This is a genomic window from Burkholderia sp. USMB20 (assembly GCF_000949135.2).
GTDB lineage: Bacteria > Pseudomonadota > Gammaproteobacteria > Burkholderiales > Burkholderiaceae > Burkholderia.
In genome coordinates this window covers 352,923-367,100 of the sequence record NZ_JTAN02000012.1, presented here as the reverse complement: position 1 = coordinate 367,100, position 14,178 = coordinate 352,923, and the positions used below count along the sequence as shown (strand labels likewise).

Annotated in this window: 13 protein-coding genes; 8 read left to right on the top strand and 5 right to left on the bottom strand. The window is 68.5% G+C overall.

Annotated features, from left to right (window positions below):
• Positions 1 to 307: 307 nt before the first annotated feature.
• Positions 308 to 1,948, bottom strand: a complete 1,641-nt coding sequence (locus PL79_RS14865) for a gamma-glutamyltransferase family protein (protein ID WP_044846782.1) — start codon at positions 1,946 to 1,948, stop codon at positions 308 to 310.
• A gap of 223 nt (positions 1,949 to 2,171) precedes the next feature.
• On the opposite strand from PL79_RS14865, the gene PL79_RS14860 reads away from it, so the two are divergent.
• Together PL79_RS14860 and PL79_RS14855 are read left to right on the top strand one after the other, a co-directional pair.
• Positions 2,172 to 2,951, top strand: coding sequence for a DeoR/GlpR family DNA-binding transcription regulator (locus PL79_RS14860; protein ID WP_044846783.1), 780 nt, complete (start codon positions 2,172 to 2,174; stop codon positions 2,949 to 2,951).
• Between the two features lie 315 nt (positions 2,952 to 3,266).
• Entirely contained in the window at positions 3,267 to 3,464 is a 198-nt protein-coding gene (locus tag PL79_RS14855) for a hypothetical protein (RefSeq protein WP_044846784.1), read from the top strand.
• A gap of 91 nt (positions 3,465 to 3,555) precedes the next feature.
• On the opposite strand, the gene PL79_RS14850 is transcribed toward PL79_RS14855, so the two are convergent.
• Complete coding sequence (locus tag PL79_RS14850) at positions 3,556 to 3,924, bottom strand: hypothetical protein (protein ID WP_044846785.1); 369 nt, start codon at positions 3,922 to 3,924, stop codon at positions 3,556 to 3,558.
• Positions 3,925 to 4,086: 162 nt separating this feature from the next.
• Here PL79_RS14850 and glpD point away from each other — a divergent pair, with 162 nt between their 5' ends.
• From glpD to PL79_RS14835, 3 genes are all read left to right on the top strand, one after another.
• Complete coding sequence (glpD, locus tag PL79_RS14845) at positions 4,087 to 5,610, top strand: glycerol-3-phosphate dehydrogenase (protein WP_044846786.1); 1,524 nt, start codon at positions 4,087 to 4,089, stop codon at positions 5,608 to 5,610.
• Positions 5,611 to 5,715: 105 nt separating this feature from the next.
• Entirely contained in the window at positions 5,716 to 7,218 is a 1,503-nt protein-coding gene (gene glpK / locus PL79_RS14840) for a glycerol kinase GlpK (protein ID WP_044846787.1), read from the top strand.
• A 96-nt stretch (positions 7,219 to 7,314) separates the two neighbouring features.
• The gene (locus PL79_RS14835) at positions 7,315 to 8,031 is read left to right on the top strand and encodes an MIP/aquaporin family protein (protein ID WP_044846788.1); all 717 of its coding nucleotides are present in this window, start codon (positions 7,315 to 7,317) and stop codon (positions 8,029 to 8,031) included.
• A gap of 172 nt (positions 8,032 to 8,203) precedes the next feature.
• Here PL79_RS14835 and PL79_RS14830 read toward each other — a convergent pair whose 3' ends face one another.
• Genes PL79_RS14830 through PL79_RS14820 form a run of 3 tightly spaced genes read right to left on the bottom strand, consistent with a single transcriptional unit; the run spans position 8,204 to position 10,944 of the window.
• Positions 8,204 to 9,454: an NAD(P)/FAD-dependent oxidoreductase gene (locus PL79_RS14830; protein WP_044846789.1), complete on the bottom strand. Its 1,251-nt coding sequence runs from the start codon at positions 9,452 to 9,454 to the stop codon at positions 8,204 to 8,206.
• 4 nt (positions 9,455 to 9,458) lie between these two features.
• On the bottom strand, positions 9,459 to 9,767 hold the full coding sequence (locus PL79_RS14825) for a non-heme iron oxygenase ferredoxin subunit (protein ID WP_044846790.1): 309 nt from the start codon (positions 9,765 to 9,767) through the stop codon (positions 9,459 to 9,461).
• A gap of 37 nt (positions 9,768 to 9,804) precedes the next feature.
• Positions 9,805 to 10,944, bottom strand: a complete 1,140-nt coding sequence (locus PL79_RS14820) for a fatty acid desaturase family protein (RefSeq protein WP_044846791.1) — start codon at positions 10,942 to 10,944, stop codon at positions 9,805 to 9,807.
• Between the two features lie 121 nt (positions 10,945 to 11,065).
• On the opposite strand from PL79_RS14820, the gene PL79_RS14815 reads away from it, so the two are divergent.
• The 3 genes from PL79_RS14815 to PL79_RS14805 all read left to right on the top strand — a co-directional run bounded on the left by PL79_RS14815 (position 11,066) and on the right by PL79_RS14805 (position 14,173).
• Entirely contained in the window at positions 11,066 to 12,130 is a 1,065-nt protein-coding gene (locus PL79_RS14815) for a LacI family DNA-binding transcriptional regulator (RefSeq protein ID WP_044846792.1), read from the top strand.
• A 141-nt stretch (positions 12,131 to 12,271) separates the two neighbouring features.
• Positions 12,272 to 13,306 carry a hypothetical protein gene (locus tag PL79_RS14810; RefSeq protein WP_044846793.1) on the top strand — a complete coding sequence of 345 codons (1,035 nt, stop codon included), beginning with the start codon at positions 12,272 to 12,274 and terminating at the stop codon, positions 13,304 to 13,306.
• Positions 13,307 to 13,342: 36 nt separating this feature from the next.
• Positions 13,343 to 14,173, top strand: coding sequence for a TIM barrel protein (locus PL79_RS14805; RefSeq protein WP_044846794.1), 831 nt, complete (start codon positions 13,343 to 13,345; stop codon positions 14,171 to 14,173).
• Positions 14,174 to 14,178: the final 5 nt, after the last annotated feature.

Sequence of the window (14,178 nt, the reverse complement as noted above, 5' to 3'; positions counted from 1 at the left end):
CGCTCCCAGTCGTCGCGCGGCCGGCCGGCCCCTCTCTTCGCACAGGCCCGGCGTACCCGCAGGCGACGTTTTGCTTGCATTTATTAGTGGATTGGTCCGGCCGAACCATGCTGGCATCTTAGCCGGACTTTTATGTTCGTGCTTCAAAGCACTGACCATGCCCGCCGCGCGCAGTTCCGCCGCGCATGTTGCGGATCGTTAGATGAGGTGTTCGAACCGGTTGCGCGCGCGCGACGGCATGCGCTGCATCCAGGCAAAACGGGCGGCCATCCGGCCGCCCGTCGGGCACCACGCTGGAAGCGTTCCGTCAGAAACCGGCCGCAAGACCGTCGCGACGGCTGTCGCTCGCGGCCACGTAGCCGCGGTCGGGATCGTCGCGATCGAGACGCCACACGAACTGCCCCGAACCGAAATCCATGTAAGGATCGTCGATCGACTTGATCGTATGGCCGCGCGCGGCGAGCCCGTCGACCGTCTCGCGCTTCATCGTCGACTCGACGTCGAGCGTGAAGTCGCGATTGACCTTCCAGCGCGGCGCGTCGCAGGCGGCCTGCGGCTGCTGCCCGTAGCCGAGCATGCGCACGACGGTCTGCAGGTGGCCCTGCGGCTGCATGTCGCCGCCCATCACGCCGAAGCTCATCACGGCCTCGCTGCGGCCGTCGACTTCCTCGGTGACGAACGCGGGGATGATCGTATGGAACGGCCGCTTGCCGCCCGCGACGACGTTCGGCGACGCCGGGTCCATCGAGAAGCCGTGCCCGCGGTTCTGCAGGGCAATGCCGGTACCGGGCACGACGAGCCCCGAACCGAAACCCATGTAGTTCGACTGAATGAAGCTCACCATCATCCCGCGTTCGTCCGCCGCGGACAGGTAGATCGTGCCGCCCGAATGCGGGCGGCCGGCAGCGAAGTGCGTCGCGCGCGCGCGATCGATCAGCTTCGCGCGTTCCGCGAGATACGCATCGTCGAGCATCTGCGCGGGCGTCACGTCCATCGCGCGCGGATCGGCGACGTAGCGATAGACGTCCGCGAACGCGAGCTTCATCGCCTCGATCTGCAGGTGCTGCGAGTCGACCGAATCGACCGGCCATTCGCCCAGGCCCGCCCGCTCGGCGATCCCGAGCGCGATCAGCGCGGCGATGCCCTGCCCGTTCGGCGGGATCTCGTGAATGGTATGACGGCCGAAGCGCTTGCCGATCGGCTCGACCCATTCCGGCCGGTACGCGCGCAGGTCGGCTTCGGTCAGCGCGCCGCCGCCTTCGCGCGCGAACGCCGCGAGCTGCGCGGCGAGCGCGCCTTCGTAGAACGCCCGCGGGCCGTCGTTCGCGAGCGTGCGCAGCGTCTGCGCGTGGCCCGGCAGGCACATGCGCTCGCCGACGTGCGGCGCGCGCCCGCGCGGCATGAAGGTGTCGGCGAAACCCGGCAGTCCCTGCAGCTCGGGCACCGCGGCCGCCCATTTGTGCGCGACGATCGGCGATACCGCATAGCCGCGCTCGGCGATCTCGATCGCCGGCTCGAGCAGGTCCGCGAACGGCAGCGAGCCGAACTTCGCATGCAGCGCTTCCCAGCCCGCGATCACGCCCGGCACCGTGACGGTGTCCCAGCCGCGCGTCGGCTTGTTCGCGATGCCGTGCGCGTCCTCGCCGTGGCGCTTGCGGAAATAGTCGGGACTCCATGCGGCCGGCGCGACGCCCGACGCATTCAGCCCGGACAGCCGCCCGCCGTCCCACACGAGCGCGAACGCATCGCCGCCGAGCCCGCACGACACGGGCTCGACCACCGTGATCGCGGCCGCGGCGGCCAGCGCCGCATCGACGGCATTGCCGCCCTTCCACAGCATCCGCAGCCCGGCCTGCGCGGCGAGTGGGTGCGACGTCGACACGACGTTGCGCGCGAATACCGGGATGCGGGTCGTCGGATACGGGTTGTGCCAGTTGAAGCCAGTCATCGGTTCCACCTCGTCGAAAGCTGAATGAACGCGCCGGACGCACGACCGGCATGCGCGGACAGTCCGCCATTGCAGCGCGATCCGCGCGATCGCACAAATTCATTTGTCACATGAATCCATGTACTTTCCGCATGAATTCCGGGCGGTGACACGCCGCAGGCCGGTCGAACGCCCTTCCCGCCCTTACAATACCCGCTCCGCCTCACGATCCGACCGCCGAGCCATGACCCGAGATCCCCGCCTCACCCTCAACGCGCGCCAGCAGGAACTGCTCGAATGGGTGCAGCGCGACGGCTTCGTGACCGTCGACGATCTCGCCGCGCACTTCGCGGTCACGCCGCAGACGATCCGCCGCGACGTGAACTGGCTCGCCGACCTGAACCTGCTGCGCCGCTACCACGGCGGCGCAAGTTTGCCGACCAGCTCGGAGAACGTGTCGTACACCGCGCGCCAGCGGATGTTCCACGACGAGAAGCGGCGCATCGCGGCGCTCGCCGCGTCGCACATCCCCGACCAGGCGTCGCTGTTCATCAATCTCGGCACCACGACCGAGGAAGTTGCGCGCGCACTGAATCGTCATCACGGGCTGCACGTGATCACGAACAACCTGAACGTCGCGTCGATGATGAGCGGCTATCCCGACTGCGAGGTGCTGATCACGGGCGGCATCGTGCGGCCGTGGGACAAGGGCATCGTCGGCGAACTCGCGATCGACTTCATCCGCCAGTTCAAGGTCGACTACGCGATCATCGGCACGTCGGCGATCGAAGCCGACGGCACGCTGCGCGACTTCGACACGCGCGAGGTGCGCGTGGCCGAGGCGATCATGCAGCATGCGCGCACGGTCTACCTCGTCGCCGATCATTCGAAGGTCGGCCGTCCGGCGCTGGTGCGCCAGGGCCACCTGAGCCAGGTTCATGCACTCTTCACCGACAAGCCGTTGCCGCCGGAGATGGCCGACGCGGTGGCGAACGCGGGCACCCAGGTGTACGTCGCGGAATGACCCCGCGGAATGACCCGCGCGATGCTGCACCGCACCTGAAACTTCAAGTGAAATCAAGAAGTTGGCGCGCCTGCTGAACCGCTAGCGGTTTGCGTGCCTGTCAAACTGAAAATTAACGGGGCACGATTTGTCGTTGCCCGCGCGCTCGACTAGACTCCAGTTCCCCGGCCCGTTCGCGCGATCCGCCCGTGCCAAGGCGTGTGCGAATCCGAAGGCCGGCGAATACAGCTTTCCCCCCAAGCCATACCCCGCCGGGTATCGCGCAGCGGCATTTGCGCCGGCTGCGCGGGCAAACCGATTGCCATGGAGAGAACGATGCTGAGTCCGCATGAATTCGCCACGCTACTGCTTGTGAAGGATGCCCCCGATCACGGGGACATGGATCGCGATGAACTCGACGCGCTGCTCGAACAGCAGCTCGTGCGGCTGGAAGGGCTGGGATCGGGACGCAAATACTGCGTGACCGAAACCGGCGACGCCGCGTTGCGATCCATCAAATGCCGCTATTCCTGAAGTCCCGCTGTTCCTGACTTGAGCGCGCCGGCCGGATTTCCGGCCGCGCCGCTTTTCCCACGCTTTTCCCGCCGCCCGCAGCGCTCCGGCGTCAGCCGCCGCGCAGCGTCGGATCGACCGCGGCCCGCCAGCTGACGGCCTGCGCGCGTGCGCCGTTGAAATACGCGACCCATCCGGCGCGCCCCGCCGCGTCGGGCGCCGCATAGTGCGCCGAAAGTTCGTTTACGAACGCGCAATAGTTCGCCTGCGTCAGCCCGCGATACCGTTTCGCCACATACGCGTCGTACAGCGTCGAATAGACCGGCTGCGCGTCCGCGCCCCAGTCGCGCGCGGTGCCGCCGCACGACGTTTGCAGGTCGACGAACGACGGCGCCCGCCAGTTGCCGGCAAGCGGCGGCGTGCCGGCGCTGCACCCTGCCAGGACGACGGCGCACGCGCCGGCCCACATCCCAATACGCATGAGTCACCTCGCGAAACGGTCGATTGCGCCAGTATCGTCCGGGATCGCGTCACGCGCTACTGGCCCCGCTTTTTCGAACTTTACTTTTTCGATTTCGTTCGTTAAATTTCGAATTCGAACATTTCATGTTCGCCCATTTCCATCAGACGATAAGGACAGCAGGTGACCCAACCGAATCGCTACGATCTGCTCGTCGTCGGCGGCGGCATCAACGGCGCCGGCATCGCGCGCGATGCGGCCGGCCGCGGCCTGTCGGTCCTGCTCTGCGAGCAGGACGACCTCGCGTCGCACACGTCGTCGTCCAGCACGAAGCTGATTCACGGCGGCCTGCGCTACCTCGAATACAACGAATTCGGACTCGTCCGCAAAGCGCTGCAGGAGCGTGAAACGCTGCTGCGCGCGGCGCCGCACATCATGTGGCCGCTGCGCTTCGTGATGCCGCACATGCCGAACCTGCGGCCGGCCTGGCTGATCCGCATCGGCCTGTTCCTCTACGATCACCTCGCGAAGCGCGAACTGCTGCCCGGCTCGCGCGGCATCGACATGCGCCGCCACGCGGCCGGCGCGCCGCTGATCGACTCGATCAAGCGCGGCTTCGTGTATTCGGACGGCTGGGTCGACGACGCGCGCCTCGTCGTGCTGAACGCGCTCGATGCGAAGGAGCGCGGCGCCGAGATCCTCACGCGCACGAAACTCGTGTCGGCGGAACGCCGCGGCGACGAATGGGAAGCGCGGCTGCGGCACGCGGACGGCTCGATCCGCGTGGTGCGTGCGCGCGCGGTCGCGAACGCGGCCGGCCCGTGGGTCGGCGAAGTGCTGCACGGCGCGCTCGGTCGCGGCGCGCAGCACAGCGTGCGGCTCGTGAAGGGCAGCCACATCATCACGCGGCGCCTGTTCGATCACGACCACGCCTACATCTTCCAGAACCCGGACAAGCGGATCATCTTCGCGATTCCGTACGAGCACGACTTCACGCTGATCGGCACGACCGACGTCGAATACACGAACGATCCCGCGAAGGTCGCGATCGATCGCGACGAGACGCAGTATCTGTGCGATTCGATCAACCGCTACTTCAAGCGCAAGATCTCGCCGGCCGACGTGCACTGGACCTATTCGGGCGTGCGCCCGCTGCTCGAGGACGAAAACGCGGCGAATGCGTCGGCCGTCACGCGCGACTATCGCCTCGAGATGGACGACGGCGCCGGCGCGCCGCTGCTGTCGGTGTTCGGCGGCAAGATCACGACGTTCCGCAAGCTCGCGGAGGAAGCCGCCGACCTGCTGTGTCGCGCGCTCGGCCGCGACGCGAAGACCTGGACGGCCGGCGCGCCGCTGCCGGGCGGCGACATCGCGAACGCGAAGTTCGACGTGTTCGCCGACGCATTCGCGAAACGCCATCCGTGGCTGCCCGCCGCGCTTGCGCGCCGCTATGCGCGCGCGTACGGCACGCGCGCGGAACGCGTGGTCGACGGCGCGACGTCGCTCGCCGACCTCGGCGCCGAGATCGCACCGGGCATCCACGACGCCGAACTGCGCTACCTGCGCGACGTCGAATGGGCGACCTGCGCGCAGGACGTACTGTGGCGCCGCTCGAAGCTCGGCCTGCACGTGGCGCCCGGCACGCTCGACGCGGTGACGGCCGCGGTCGATGCGTGGTTCGCCGCCGCGCACGCGCCGCACGCGTGATCCGTTTGCAGTTGCAGTTGCCTGACCGACGTTGATTCACCGACGCGCCGCGTAACATGCGGCGCGCATCACAACTACGCCAATCCACGGATGGAGATGAGAGACATGCAGGATCAGTACATCCTCGCGCTTGACCAGGGCACGACGAGCTCCCGCGCAATGCTGTTCGATCGCCAGGGCAACATCGTATCGATCGCCCAGAAGGAATTCGAACAGATCTACCCGCAACCCGGCTGGGTCGAGCACGACCCGCAGGAAATCTGGTCGACGCAGGCGGGTGTCGCCGCCGAAGCCGTCACGCGCACCGGCCTGAACGGCACGTCGATCGCCGCGATCGGCATCACCAACCAGCGCGAGACGACGATCGTCTGGGATCGCGAGACGGGCCAGCCCGTCTACAACGCGATCGTGTGGCAGGACCGCCGCACCGCCGACTTCTGCGATTCGCTGAAAGCACAGGGCCTCGAGGCGAAGGTGCGCGCGAAGACCGGTCTGCCGATCGACTCGTACTTCTCCGCGACCAAGATCCGCTGGATCCTCGACAACGTACCGGGCGCGCGCGACAAGGCGCGCCAGGGCAAGCTCGCCTTCGGCACCGTCGACAGCTGGCTCGTGTGGAATTTCACGAAGCACGAGCTGCACGTGACCGACGTGACGAACGCGTCGCGCACGATGCTGTTCAACATCCACACGCGCGAGTGGGACAGCGAGCTGCTCGAATTGCTCGACATCCCGCGCAGCATGCTGCCGGAAGTGAAGGCGTCGTCGGAAATCTACGGCCATACGAAAACCACGGTGTTCGCGTCGAAGATCCCGCTCGCGGGGATCGCCGGCGACCAGCACGCGGCGCTGTTCGGCCAGATGTGCACGACGTCGGGCATGGTGAAGAACACCTACGGCACCGGCTGCTTCCTGATGATGAACACCGGCGACAAGCCGATCGAGTCGAAGAACAACCTCGTCACGACGATCGCGTGGCAGATCGGCGACGATGTGCAGTACGCGCTCGAAGGCAGCATCTTCATCGCGGGCGCGGTCGTGCAGTGGCTGCGCGACGGTGTCGGCATCATCAAGACGGCCGCCGAGATCGAAGCGCTCGCCGCGAGCGTGCCGCATACCGACGGCGTCTATCTCGTGCCGGCGTTCGCGGGCCTCGGCGCGCCGCACTGGAACGCACGGGCGCGCGGTTCGGTGTTCGGCGTCACGCGCGGCACAACCTCCGCGCACCTCGCGCGCGCGGCGCTCGACGCGATCGCGTACCAGTCGCTCGACGTGCTGGCCGCGATGGAAGCCGACTCGGGCATCAGCATCGGCGAGCTGCGCGTCGACGGCGGCGCGAGCGCGAACGACCTGCTGATGCAGTTCCAGGCCGACCTGCTCGGCGTCGACGCGGTGCGTCCGCAGATCACCGAGACGACCGCGCTCGGTGCAGCCTATCTCGCGGGCCTCGCGATCGGCTACTGGAAGAACCTCGACGAAGTGCGCAGCCAGTGGCAGCTCGATCGCCGCTTCTCGCCGTCGATGCCGAAGGAGCAGGTCGAGCGCTGCATGGCCGGCTGGCAGCGTGCGGTGCGCGCCGCGAAGGCGTGGGCCGACGACGCGCAGTAAGCACCGCGGCAGCAATCACAAGAACTCCGAACGAAATACAACAACACCGGCGGACCGCGCAACGCGCGAGTCCGCCGCGACCTACGAGAGACAAACATGTCACCTTATATTGCAGAATTCATCGGCACCGCCATTCTCGTGCTGCTCGGCAACGGCGCGGTCGCCAACGTGCTGCTGGCGAAGACCAAGGGCAAGGGCGCGGACCTGATCGTGATCGTGATGGGCTGGGCGATGGCCGTGTTCGTCGCCGTCTACGTGACCGCATCGTTCAGCGGCGCGCACCTGAACCCGATCGTCACGATCAGCCTCGCGCTCGCGGGCAAGTTCGCGTGGTCGAAGGTCGGCGGCTACATCCTCGCGCAGATGCTCGGCGGGATGGCGGGCGCCTTGCTCGTGTGGCTCGCGTATCGCCAGCACTTTGCGAAGGAAGTCGATGCGGACCTGAAGCTCGCGGTGTTCTGCACGGCGCCCGCGATCCGCAGCACCACGCACAATGTGCTGACCGAAGCGATCTGCACGTTCGTGCTGATCCTCGGCGTGCTCTATCTCGCGTCGCCGCAGGTCGGCCTCGGCGCGCTCGACGCGCTGCCGGTCGGCCTGCTCGTGCTCGGCATCGGCATCTCGCTCGGCGGGCCGACCGGTTATGCGATGAGCCCGGCGCGCGACCTGTCGCCGCGCCTGATGCATGCGCTGCTGCCGATCCCCGGCAAGCGCGACAGCGACTGGCGCTATGCGTGGGTGCCGGTGATCGGCCCGCTGCTCGGCGGCGCCGCGGCGGCCGGCCTGTATCTGCGCCTGCACGCGATGGCCTGAGCGCAGGTTTGTTCATTCGGGCTCGGGTTCGAACCCGAGTCCGAGTCCGAGTCCGAGTCCGAGTCCGAGTCCGAGTCCGAGTCCGAGTCTGATTCTGAGTCCGAACCAGAACCCGAACCGAGCGCGCGGCAGCGACTGCCGCGCGCCTCCCCTTCTCCTTCGCCCGGCGCCGCTAGCGTTCACCCGCGGCCGACACCAGCGACTTCAGCTTCACCCCCGCATCCGCGACCGCTTCCGGCGTCACGCCGATCCCGCGCTCGACCAGCATGCGCGCAACGCGCATCTCCTTAACGAACCCCGACGCACGACCGAAGCCGCTCGCCGCGACGAGCCGCTCGCCGGCATCGAAGTGGAAATGGATTTCCGCATCGTCGCCGAGCACGCGCGCGACCGTCCGCACACCGAGCGCCGGTTCGCCGGCCACCTGCAGTTGCGCGTCGTATTGATCGGACCAGAACCACGGCATCTCGCGATACGGTTCGTCCGCGCCGAGCATGTTGCGTGCGGCGACGCGCGCCTGCGTTTCCGCGCCGTGCCAGGTTTCCTGACGCACGAGCCGCCCTGACGCCCCGCTCGGAAACACCGCGACATCGCCGGCTGCGTAGATGCCGCGTGCCGAGGTCTCGAGCCGCGCGTTCACGACGATCCCGCGCTCGGTGACGAGCCCCGCGTCGCGCGCCAGTTCGTCGGCCGGCTCGATCCCGATGCCGGCCACCACCGTATCGGCGAGCAGCGTGTCGCCGTCGTCGAGCACGACGGCCAGTGCGCCGCCTTGCGTGCGCTCGATCGCGACGGGCCGTCGGTTCAGGCTGATCGCGACGCCCCGCGCCGCATGCAGCGCATGCACGCGTGCCGCGATCGGCTCCGGCACCGCACGCCCGAGCAGGCGCGGTGCCGCGTCGAGCACGGTCACGCGACAGCCGCGCAACCGCGCCGACGCCGCGACCTCGAGACCGATGAAGCCGCCGCCGATCAGCACGACGCGCGCGTCGGGCACGAGCCGCGCACCGAGCGCCGCCGCGTCGTCGAGCGTGCGCAACGCGAATACGCCGGCGAGCTCCGCACCCGGAATCGCGAGGCGGCGCGCACGGCCGCCGGTCGCGAGCAGCAGCGCTTCGCAAGCGAAGCCGCGGCCATCCGACACATGCACCTCGCGCGCCACCGGATCGATCCGCTCGACCATCGCAACGATCGGCTCGATGCCGTCCGCGCGCCACGCATCCGGATCGCGCAGCCCGCATTGCGCGGCGCTGCGCTCGCCGGTCAGCACGCCCTTCGACAGCGGCGGCCGCTCGTACGGCAAGTGCGCCTCCGCGCCGATCAGCACAATGCGCCCGCGCCAGCCGCCCTCGCGCAACACCTGCGCCGCGCGGCCGCCCGCATGGCCCGCGCCGACGATCGCCATCACCCGGTCGTTCGCCATCGCGTCACACCTCGATCAGGATGCGGCCGTTCTCGATTTTCGCGCGGTAGGTGCGCAGCTTCTCGCAGGCAGGCGCCGACAGTGCCCGGCCGTCGCGCACGTCGAAGCGCCCGTTGTGCTTCGGACATTCGATCACGTGATCGATCACGAGCCCGTCCGCGAGATGCACGTGCTCGTGCGTGCACAGCCCGTCGCTCGCATACACGTTCCCGTCGATCCGGTAGATCGCGTATGTGCGGCCGTCGTGGTCGAAGCGCGCGACGTCTTCGTCGTCGATGTCGTCGAGGGCGCCGGTGTCGATCCATTGCGTCATGTTGCGTGTCTCCTTCGTTGGAATGTTCGATGCGCGGTCATGCGCGCGCCGCGTCGGGCACCGGCCGCACGACGTAATGCGACGGGTCGCGCGTCTGCCGGACGAGCGCCGGCACGATCTCCGCATACGCGGCCAGCGTGCTGCGGTAAGGCGGCGGCATGTCAGCCTTCACGGCTTCATGCAGTTTCGGCAGCGCGTGGAACGGCACCATCGGGAACATGTGGTGTTCGACGTGATAGTTCATGTTCCAGTACAGGAAGCGGAATACCGGATTCATCCTCACGGTCCGGCAGTTGCGCCGGTGATCGAGCACGTTCTCCGGCATGCCCGCGTGCTGCGTGAGGCCGAAGTACAGGTACAGCCACGCACCGTACAGGCTCGGCAAGCCGATGTAGAGCACCGGCAGGATCGTGTGCCAGTACAACGCCGCACCGATCACGCACGCATAAACGGTCAGATGAATCCGCACCTCGCGCACGGCCTTCGGCCACTCCGATTCGGGCACGTAGGTGCGCTCCTCGGCGTCGAGCCGGCCGGCGAACGCGAGCACGATCATCTTGCGCAGCTCGCTCGCGACGTGCTTCAGCGCCACCACGTTCAACATGAGCCCGAGCCAGTCGGTCGGCTTCGGCGCGGCGATTTCCGGATCGCGGCCGACGATCAGCGTGTCGGTGTGATGGCGCGCGTGGCTCCAGCGCCAGACCGTCGCGCGGCGGAACACCTGGAACGACGCGACCTGGTACAGCACGTCGTTCATCCAGCGCGTGCGGAACGCGGTGCCGTGTCCGCACTCGTGCCAGCGCGAGTCGGCCGGGCTGCAGTAGAGCGTGCCGTACACGAAGAACGCGAGGATCGCCCACGCGGAATGCGCACGCCAGGCGAGCCACGCGAGCACGCCACTCGCGACGATCGCCGCGTACCAGATCAGCGTGTCGCGGATCGCGCGCGCATCGTCGCGCTGCATCAGCTGCTTCATCAGCGGCCGCGGCACCGGGCACCGGTACCACGCGGCATTGACGAGGCCCGCGGCACGCGCACGCTCGCCGGCACCGCCGATCATTCGGTAATCCTGACGGCGTGCCGCCGCGTCGCGGTCGTGCGCCTGATCGTTCGTGTGGGCCACGCGTGTCTCCTGATTGTTCGTTTGCGGGAAGCGCGGCACGCGCTTCGCATGCATTCAAAATTAGGCGACGGCCATGACCCGCTCAATCGAAACGTTGACGAAATTTCGCCATCGCTTTAGCGTTCCGGACAGCGCCACACCCCGCTGGCGACGACAGACGAACACGGAGACGACCATGGCCGACCCGACCGGTCCGCGCTGGCGCAAGCGCACCGCGCGCTTCGACGAGATCGCGGCGCTCGCCGGGGTCAGCACGACCACCGTCGACCGCGTGCTGAACGAGCGCGGCAGCGTGTCCGCGCAGGCACGCGAGCGCGTGGTGGCGGCCGCGCGCCAGCTTGGCGTGCCGCGCCAGTTGCCCGACACGCGGCACGGGCTGCTTCACGTCGACGTGCTGCTGCCCGACACCGATGCACCGTTCTTCCGGCGGCTGCAGCAGGCGGTGCAACGCTCGCTGCAGATGCTCGACCGGCGCGTGGTCGTGCACCGGACCATCCTGCCCGCCGCGGACGACGAGCGCGCGGCCGCGCTGATCGAACGGCCCGCGTACCGGCGCGCGGCACTGATCGTCACCGCGCGCGACACGCCGCGCGTGCGCGACGCACTGGCCGGCGCGATCGCGCGCGGCGAGACCGTCGTCACGATGGTCACCGACATCGGCGGCGTCGGCCGCGTGCACTACGCGGGCATCGACAACTACCGCGCCGGACGCACGGCCGGCTACTACATCGGCCGCCTCGCGGCACGCCCCGGCCGCGTGCTGCTGCTCGCCGGACGGATGGGCTACCGCGCGCACGCCGACCGGATGGCCGGCTGCATCGACCAGTTGCGGGAAGCCTTTCCCGACCTCCGCTGCGACGACGCGCCGATCGAAACGCTCGACCAGGACGACCGCTGCTACCGCGCGGTGACGAACGCGCTGCACGCGCACGGCGACATCGTCGGGATCTACAACAGCGGCGCGGGCTCGGCCGGCATCGAGGCCGCGCTGCGCAAGGCGGGCGCGGCCGGGCGCGTCGTCTGGATCGGCCACGAGATGATCGACCTGCATCGCACCTACATCGAGGCCGGTTCGATGGACATTGCGATCGACCAGGATCCGGACGGCCAGGCGATTTCCGCGCTGCAGCACGTGCTGCACGCGTGCGGGATCGTCGAACAGCCGCCGCCGGGCGACCCGGTCGAATTCCGCGTGTTCTGCTCGGCCAACGTGCGCACCAGCGCGTACCTGCCGGCCTGACGCCCGCCGCGCATCGCGCGGACGCGCGCCGCAAAAAAAATCGACCGCCGCATGGGCGATTTTTCGTCAACGTTTGTCATGCAGCCCGCTCGGCACGTCCGTACATTTGGCAGCCATCCAGAACCGGAACGGACGGAGACGATGGCTGAAGCGATACTCATCGGCGTGAACCTCGACGGCGTGCTCGAACACGACGGCCTGCCGCTGCCCACGCCTGCCGAGCGGTTCCGGATGATCGCGGACGCCGGCGTGTTCGACTACGTCGAGAAGAACCCGGTGCACGGCGAGGACCTGTCGCCGTACTTCGCGCTCGTCGACCGGCATGCGCTGCCGATCCGCGTGATCGGCGGCATCTGGTGCGCCGGCCGCGACGAAGCGCACGTCGCCGAGATCGTCGATGCCGGCGCGCGGTTCGGCAGCACGGTACTCAACTGCCAGCTGTACGCGCACCATGCGGACGGCCATCCGCTGTCGGACCGCGAAGTCGCCGACTTCTACCTGCGCGCATACGAACGCGGCGAGCCGGTTGGCTGCCTGCCGAGCCTCGAAGTGCACGTCGACATGTGGAGCGAGGATTTCCCGCGGATCGCGCGCGTCGCGCAATGCGTCGAGCAAACAGGCGTGCCGTTCCGGATCACGCTCGACCATTCGCACCTGCTGTTCAAGCTCGGCAATCGCCCCGAACTCGATGCGTCGGGCCTGCGCGAGCCGGTCGAGCGCGTGCGGCAGCTGCTCGACCCGGCCTCGCCGTCGGCCGTCTACGCCGACTGGATCGCACGCGGCTGGGTCCGCCACGCGCATGCGCGCAGCGTGATTCCGAACAATCCGGAGAACCGCTGGATGCGCCGCGCGGACGGACGGCCCGGCCGCGGGATCCAGTACCCGTTCGTCGAACCGGCGCCGGGCGCGTATCACGGCGAATGGCGCGCGGCACCGCTCGACACGTGGAAGACGGCGCTGCGGCGCCTGCTGGAGTGGCAGGTGCATACGCGGCCGACACCGCTCGAGCAGATCAGCTGCGAGTTCATCCCGTTTCCGGACTACGGCGGCGGCGCCCGCTATTCGATCTTCGACAACAACGTCGCGTGCGCGCAATGGCTGCGCGCCACGTGGCACGCGCTCGCCGCGGAACCGGCGGATGTGCCGGCCGGCACCGGCGCACGCAGCTTCACCTGATTCGCCCCGCCCCATTCGACACCTGAGGACCGAACGATGACGCAACCCGCCTTTCACTTTTCGCTGAACCGGATGAGCGCGCCGCGCCTGCCGCTCGACCGCTATGTCGCGCTGTGCCGGCGGCTCGGCATCGACTCGATCGAGATCCGCAACGATCTCGACGGCGTCGAGATCACCGACGGCACGCCGGCTTCGGCCGTGCGCGCGACGGCCGAAGCCGGCGGCGTGACGATCCTGACGATCAACGCGCTGCAGCGCTTCGACCAATGGAACGCCGAGCGCGCGGACGAAGCGACCGTGCTCGCCGACTACGCCGCGCAATGCGGCGCACGCGCGCTGGTGCTGTGCCCGACCAACAGCCGCGGCGACACGCGCGAGCCCGCCGCGCGGCACGCCGATCTTGTGAAGGCGCTCAAGGCGCTCGAGCCGATCCTCGACGCGCGCGGCCTGCTCGGCTTCATCGAGCCGCTCGGCTTCGAGGAATGCGCGCTGCGCCGCAAGTCGGACGCGGTGAAGGCCATCTATGCCGCAGCCGGCGAGCAGGTATTCCGGCTCGTGCACGACACGTTCCACCATCATCTGTCGGGCGAGGACATCTTCTTCCCGAACCTGACAGGCCTCGTGCACATCTCGGGCGTCGAAGAAGGCGACCTGCCGGTCGACCGGATGCGCGACGGCCATCGCGTGCTGGTCGGCGGCGCCGACCGGCTCGGCAACGTCCGGCAGCTGCGCGAGCTGCTCGCGCGCGGCTATCGCGGGGCATTCTCGTTCGAGCCGTTCGCGAACGAAATCGCGGAAGCGGGTGACATCGAAGACCGGCTGCGCGCCAGCATCGACTACATCCGCGGCGAACTGGCGGCTCGCTGAGCGTC

What these genes read in the sequence shown, in the direction of transcription:
- PL79_RS14865 (WP_044846782.1), bottom strand. Translation starts at nt 1,948, where the DNA reads ATGACTGGCTTCAACTGGCACAACCCGTATCCGACGACCCGCATCCCG.
- PL79_RS14860 (WP_044846783.1), top strand. Translation starts at nt 2,172, where the DNA reads ATGACCCGAGATCCCCGCCTCACCCTCAACGCGCGCCAGCAGGAACTG.
- PL79_RS14855 (WP_044846784.1), top strand. Translation starts at nt 3,267, where the DNA reads ATGCTGAGTCCGCATGAATTCGCCACGCTACTGCTTGTGAAGGATGCC.
- PL79_RS14850 (WP_044846785.1), bottom strand. Translation starts at nt 3,924, where the DNA reads ATGCGTATTGGGATGTGGGCCGGCGCGTGCGCCGTCGTCCTGGCAGGG.
- glpK (WP_044846787.1), top strand. Translation starts at nt 5,716, where the DNA reads ATGCAGGATCAGTACATCCTCGCGCTTGACCAGGGCACGACGAGCTCC.
- PL79_RS14835 (WP_044846788.1), top strand. Translation starts at nt 7,315, where the DNA reads ATGTCACCTTATATTGCAGAATTCATCGGCACCGCCATTCTCGTGCTG.
- PL79_RS14830 (WP_044846789.1), bottom strand. Translation starts at nt 9,454, where the DNA reads ATGGCGAACGACCGGGTGATGGCGATCGTCGGCGCGGGCCATGCGGGC.
- PL79_RS14825 (WP_044846790.1), bottom strand. Translation starts at nt 9,767, where the DNA reads ATGACGCAATGGATCGACACCGGCGCCCTCGACGACATCGACGACGAA.
- PL79_RS14820 (WP_044846791.1), bottom strand. Translation starts at nt 10,944, where the DNA reads ATGCATGCGAAGCGCGTGCCGCGCTTCCCGCAAACGAACAATCAGGAG.
- PL79_RS14815 (WP_044846792.1), top strand. Translation starts at nt 11,066, where the DNA reads ATGGCCGACCCGACCGGTCCGCGCTGGCGCAAGCGCACCGCGCGCTTC.
- PL79_RS14810 (WP_044846793.1), top strand. Translation starts at nt 12,272, where the DNA reads ATGGCTGAAGCGATACTCATCGGCGTGAACCTCGACGGCGTGCTCGAA.
- PL79_RS14805 (WP_044846794.1), top strand. Translation starts at nt 13,343, where the DNA reads ATGACGCAACCCGCCTTTCACTTTTCGCTGAACCGGATGAGCGCGCCG.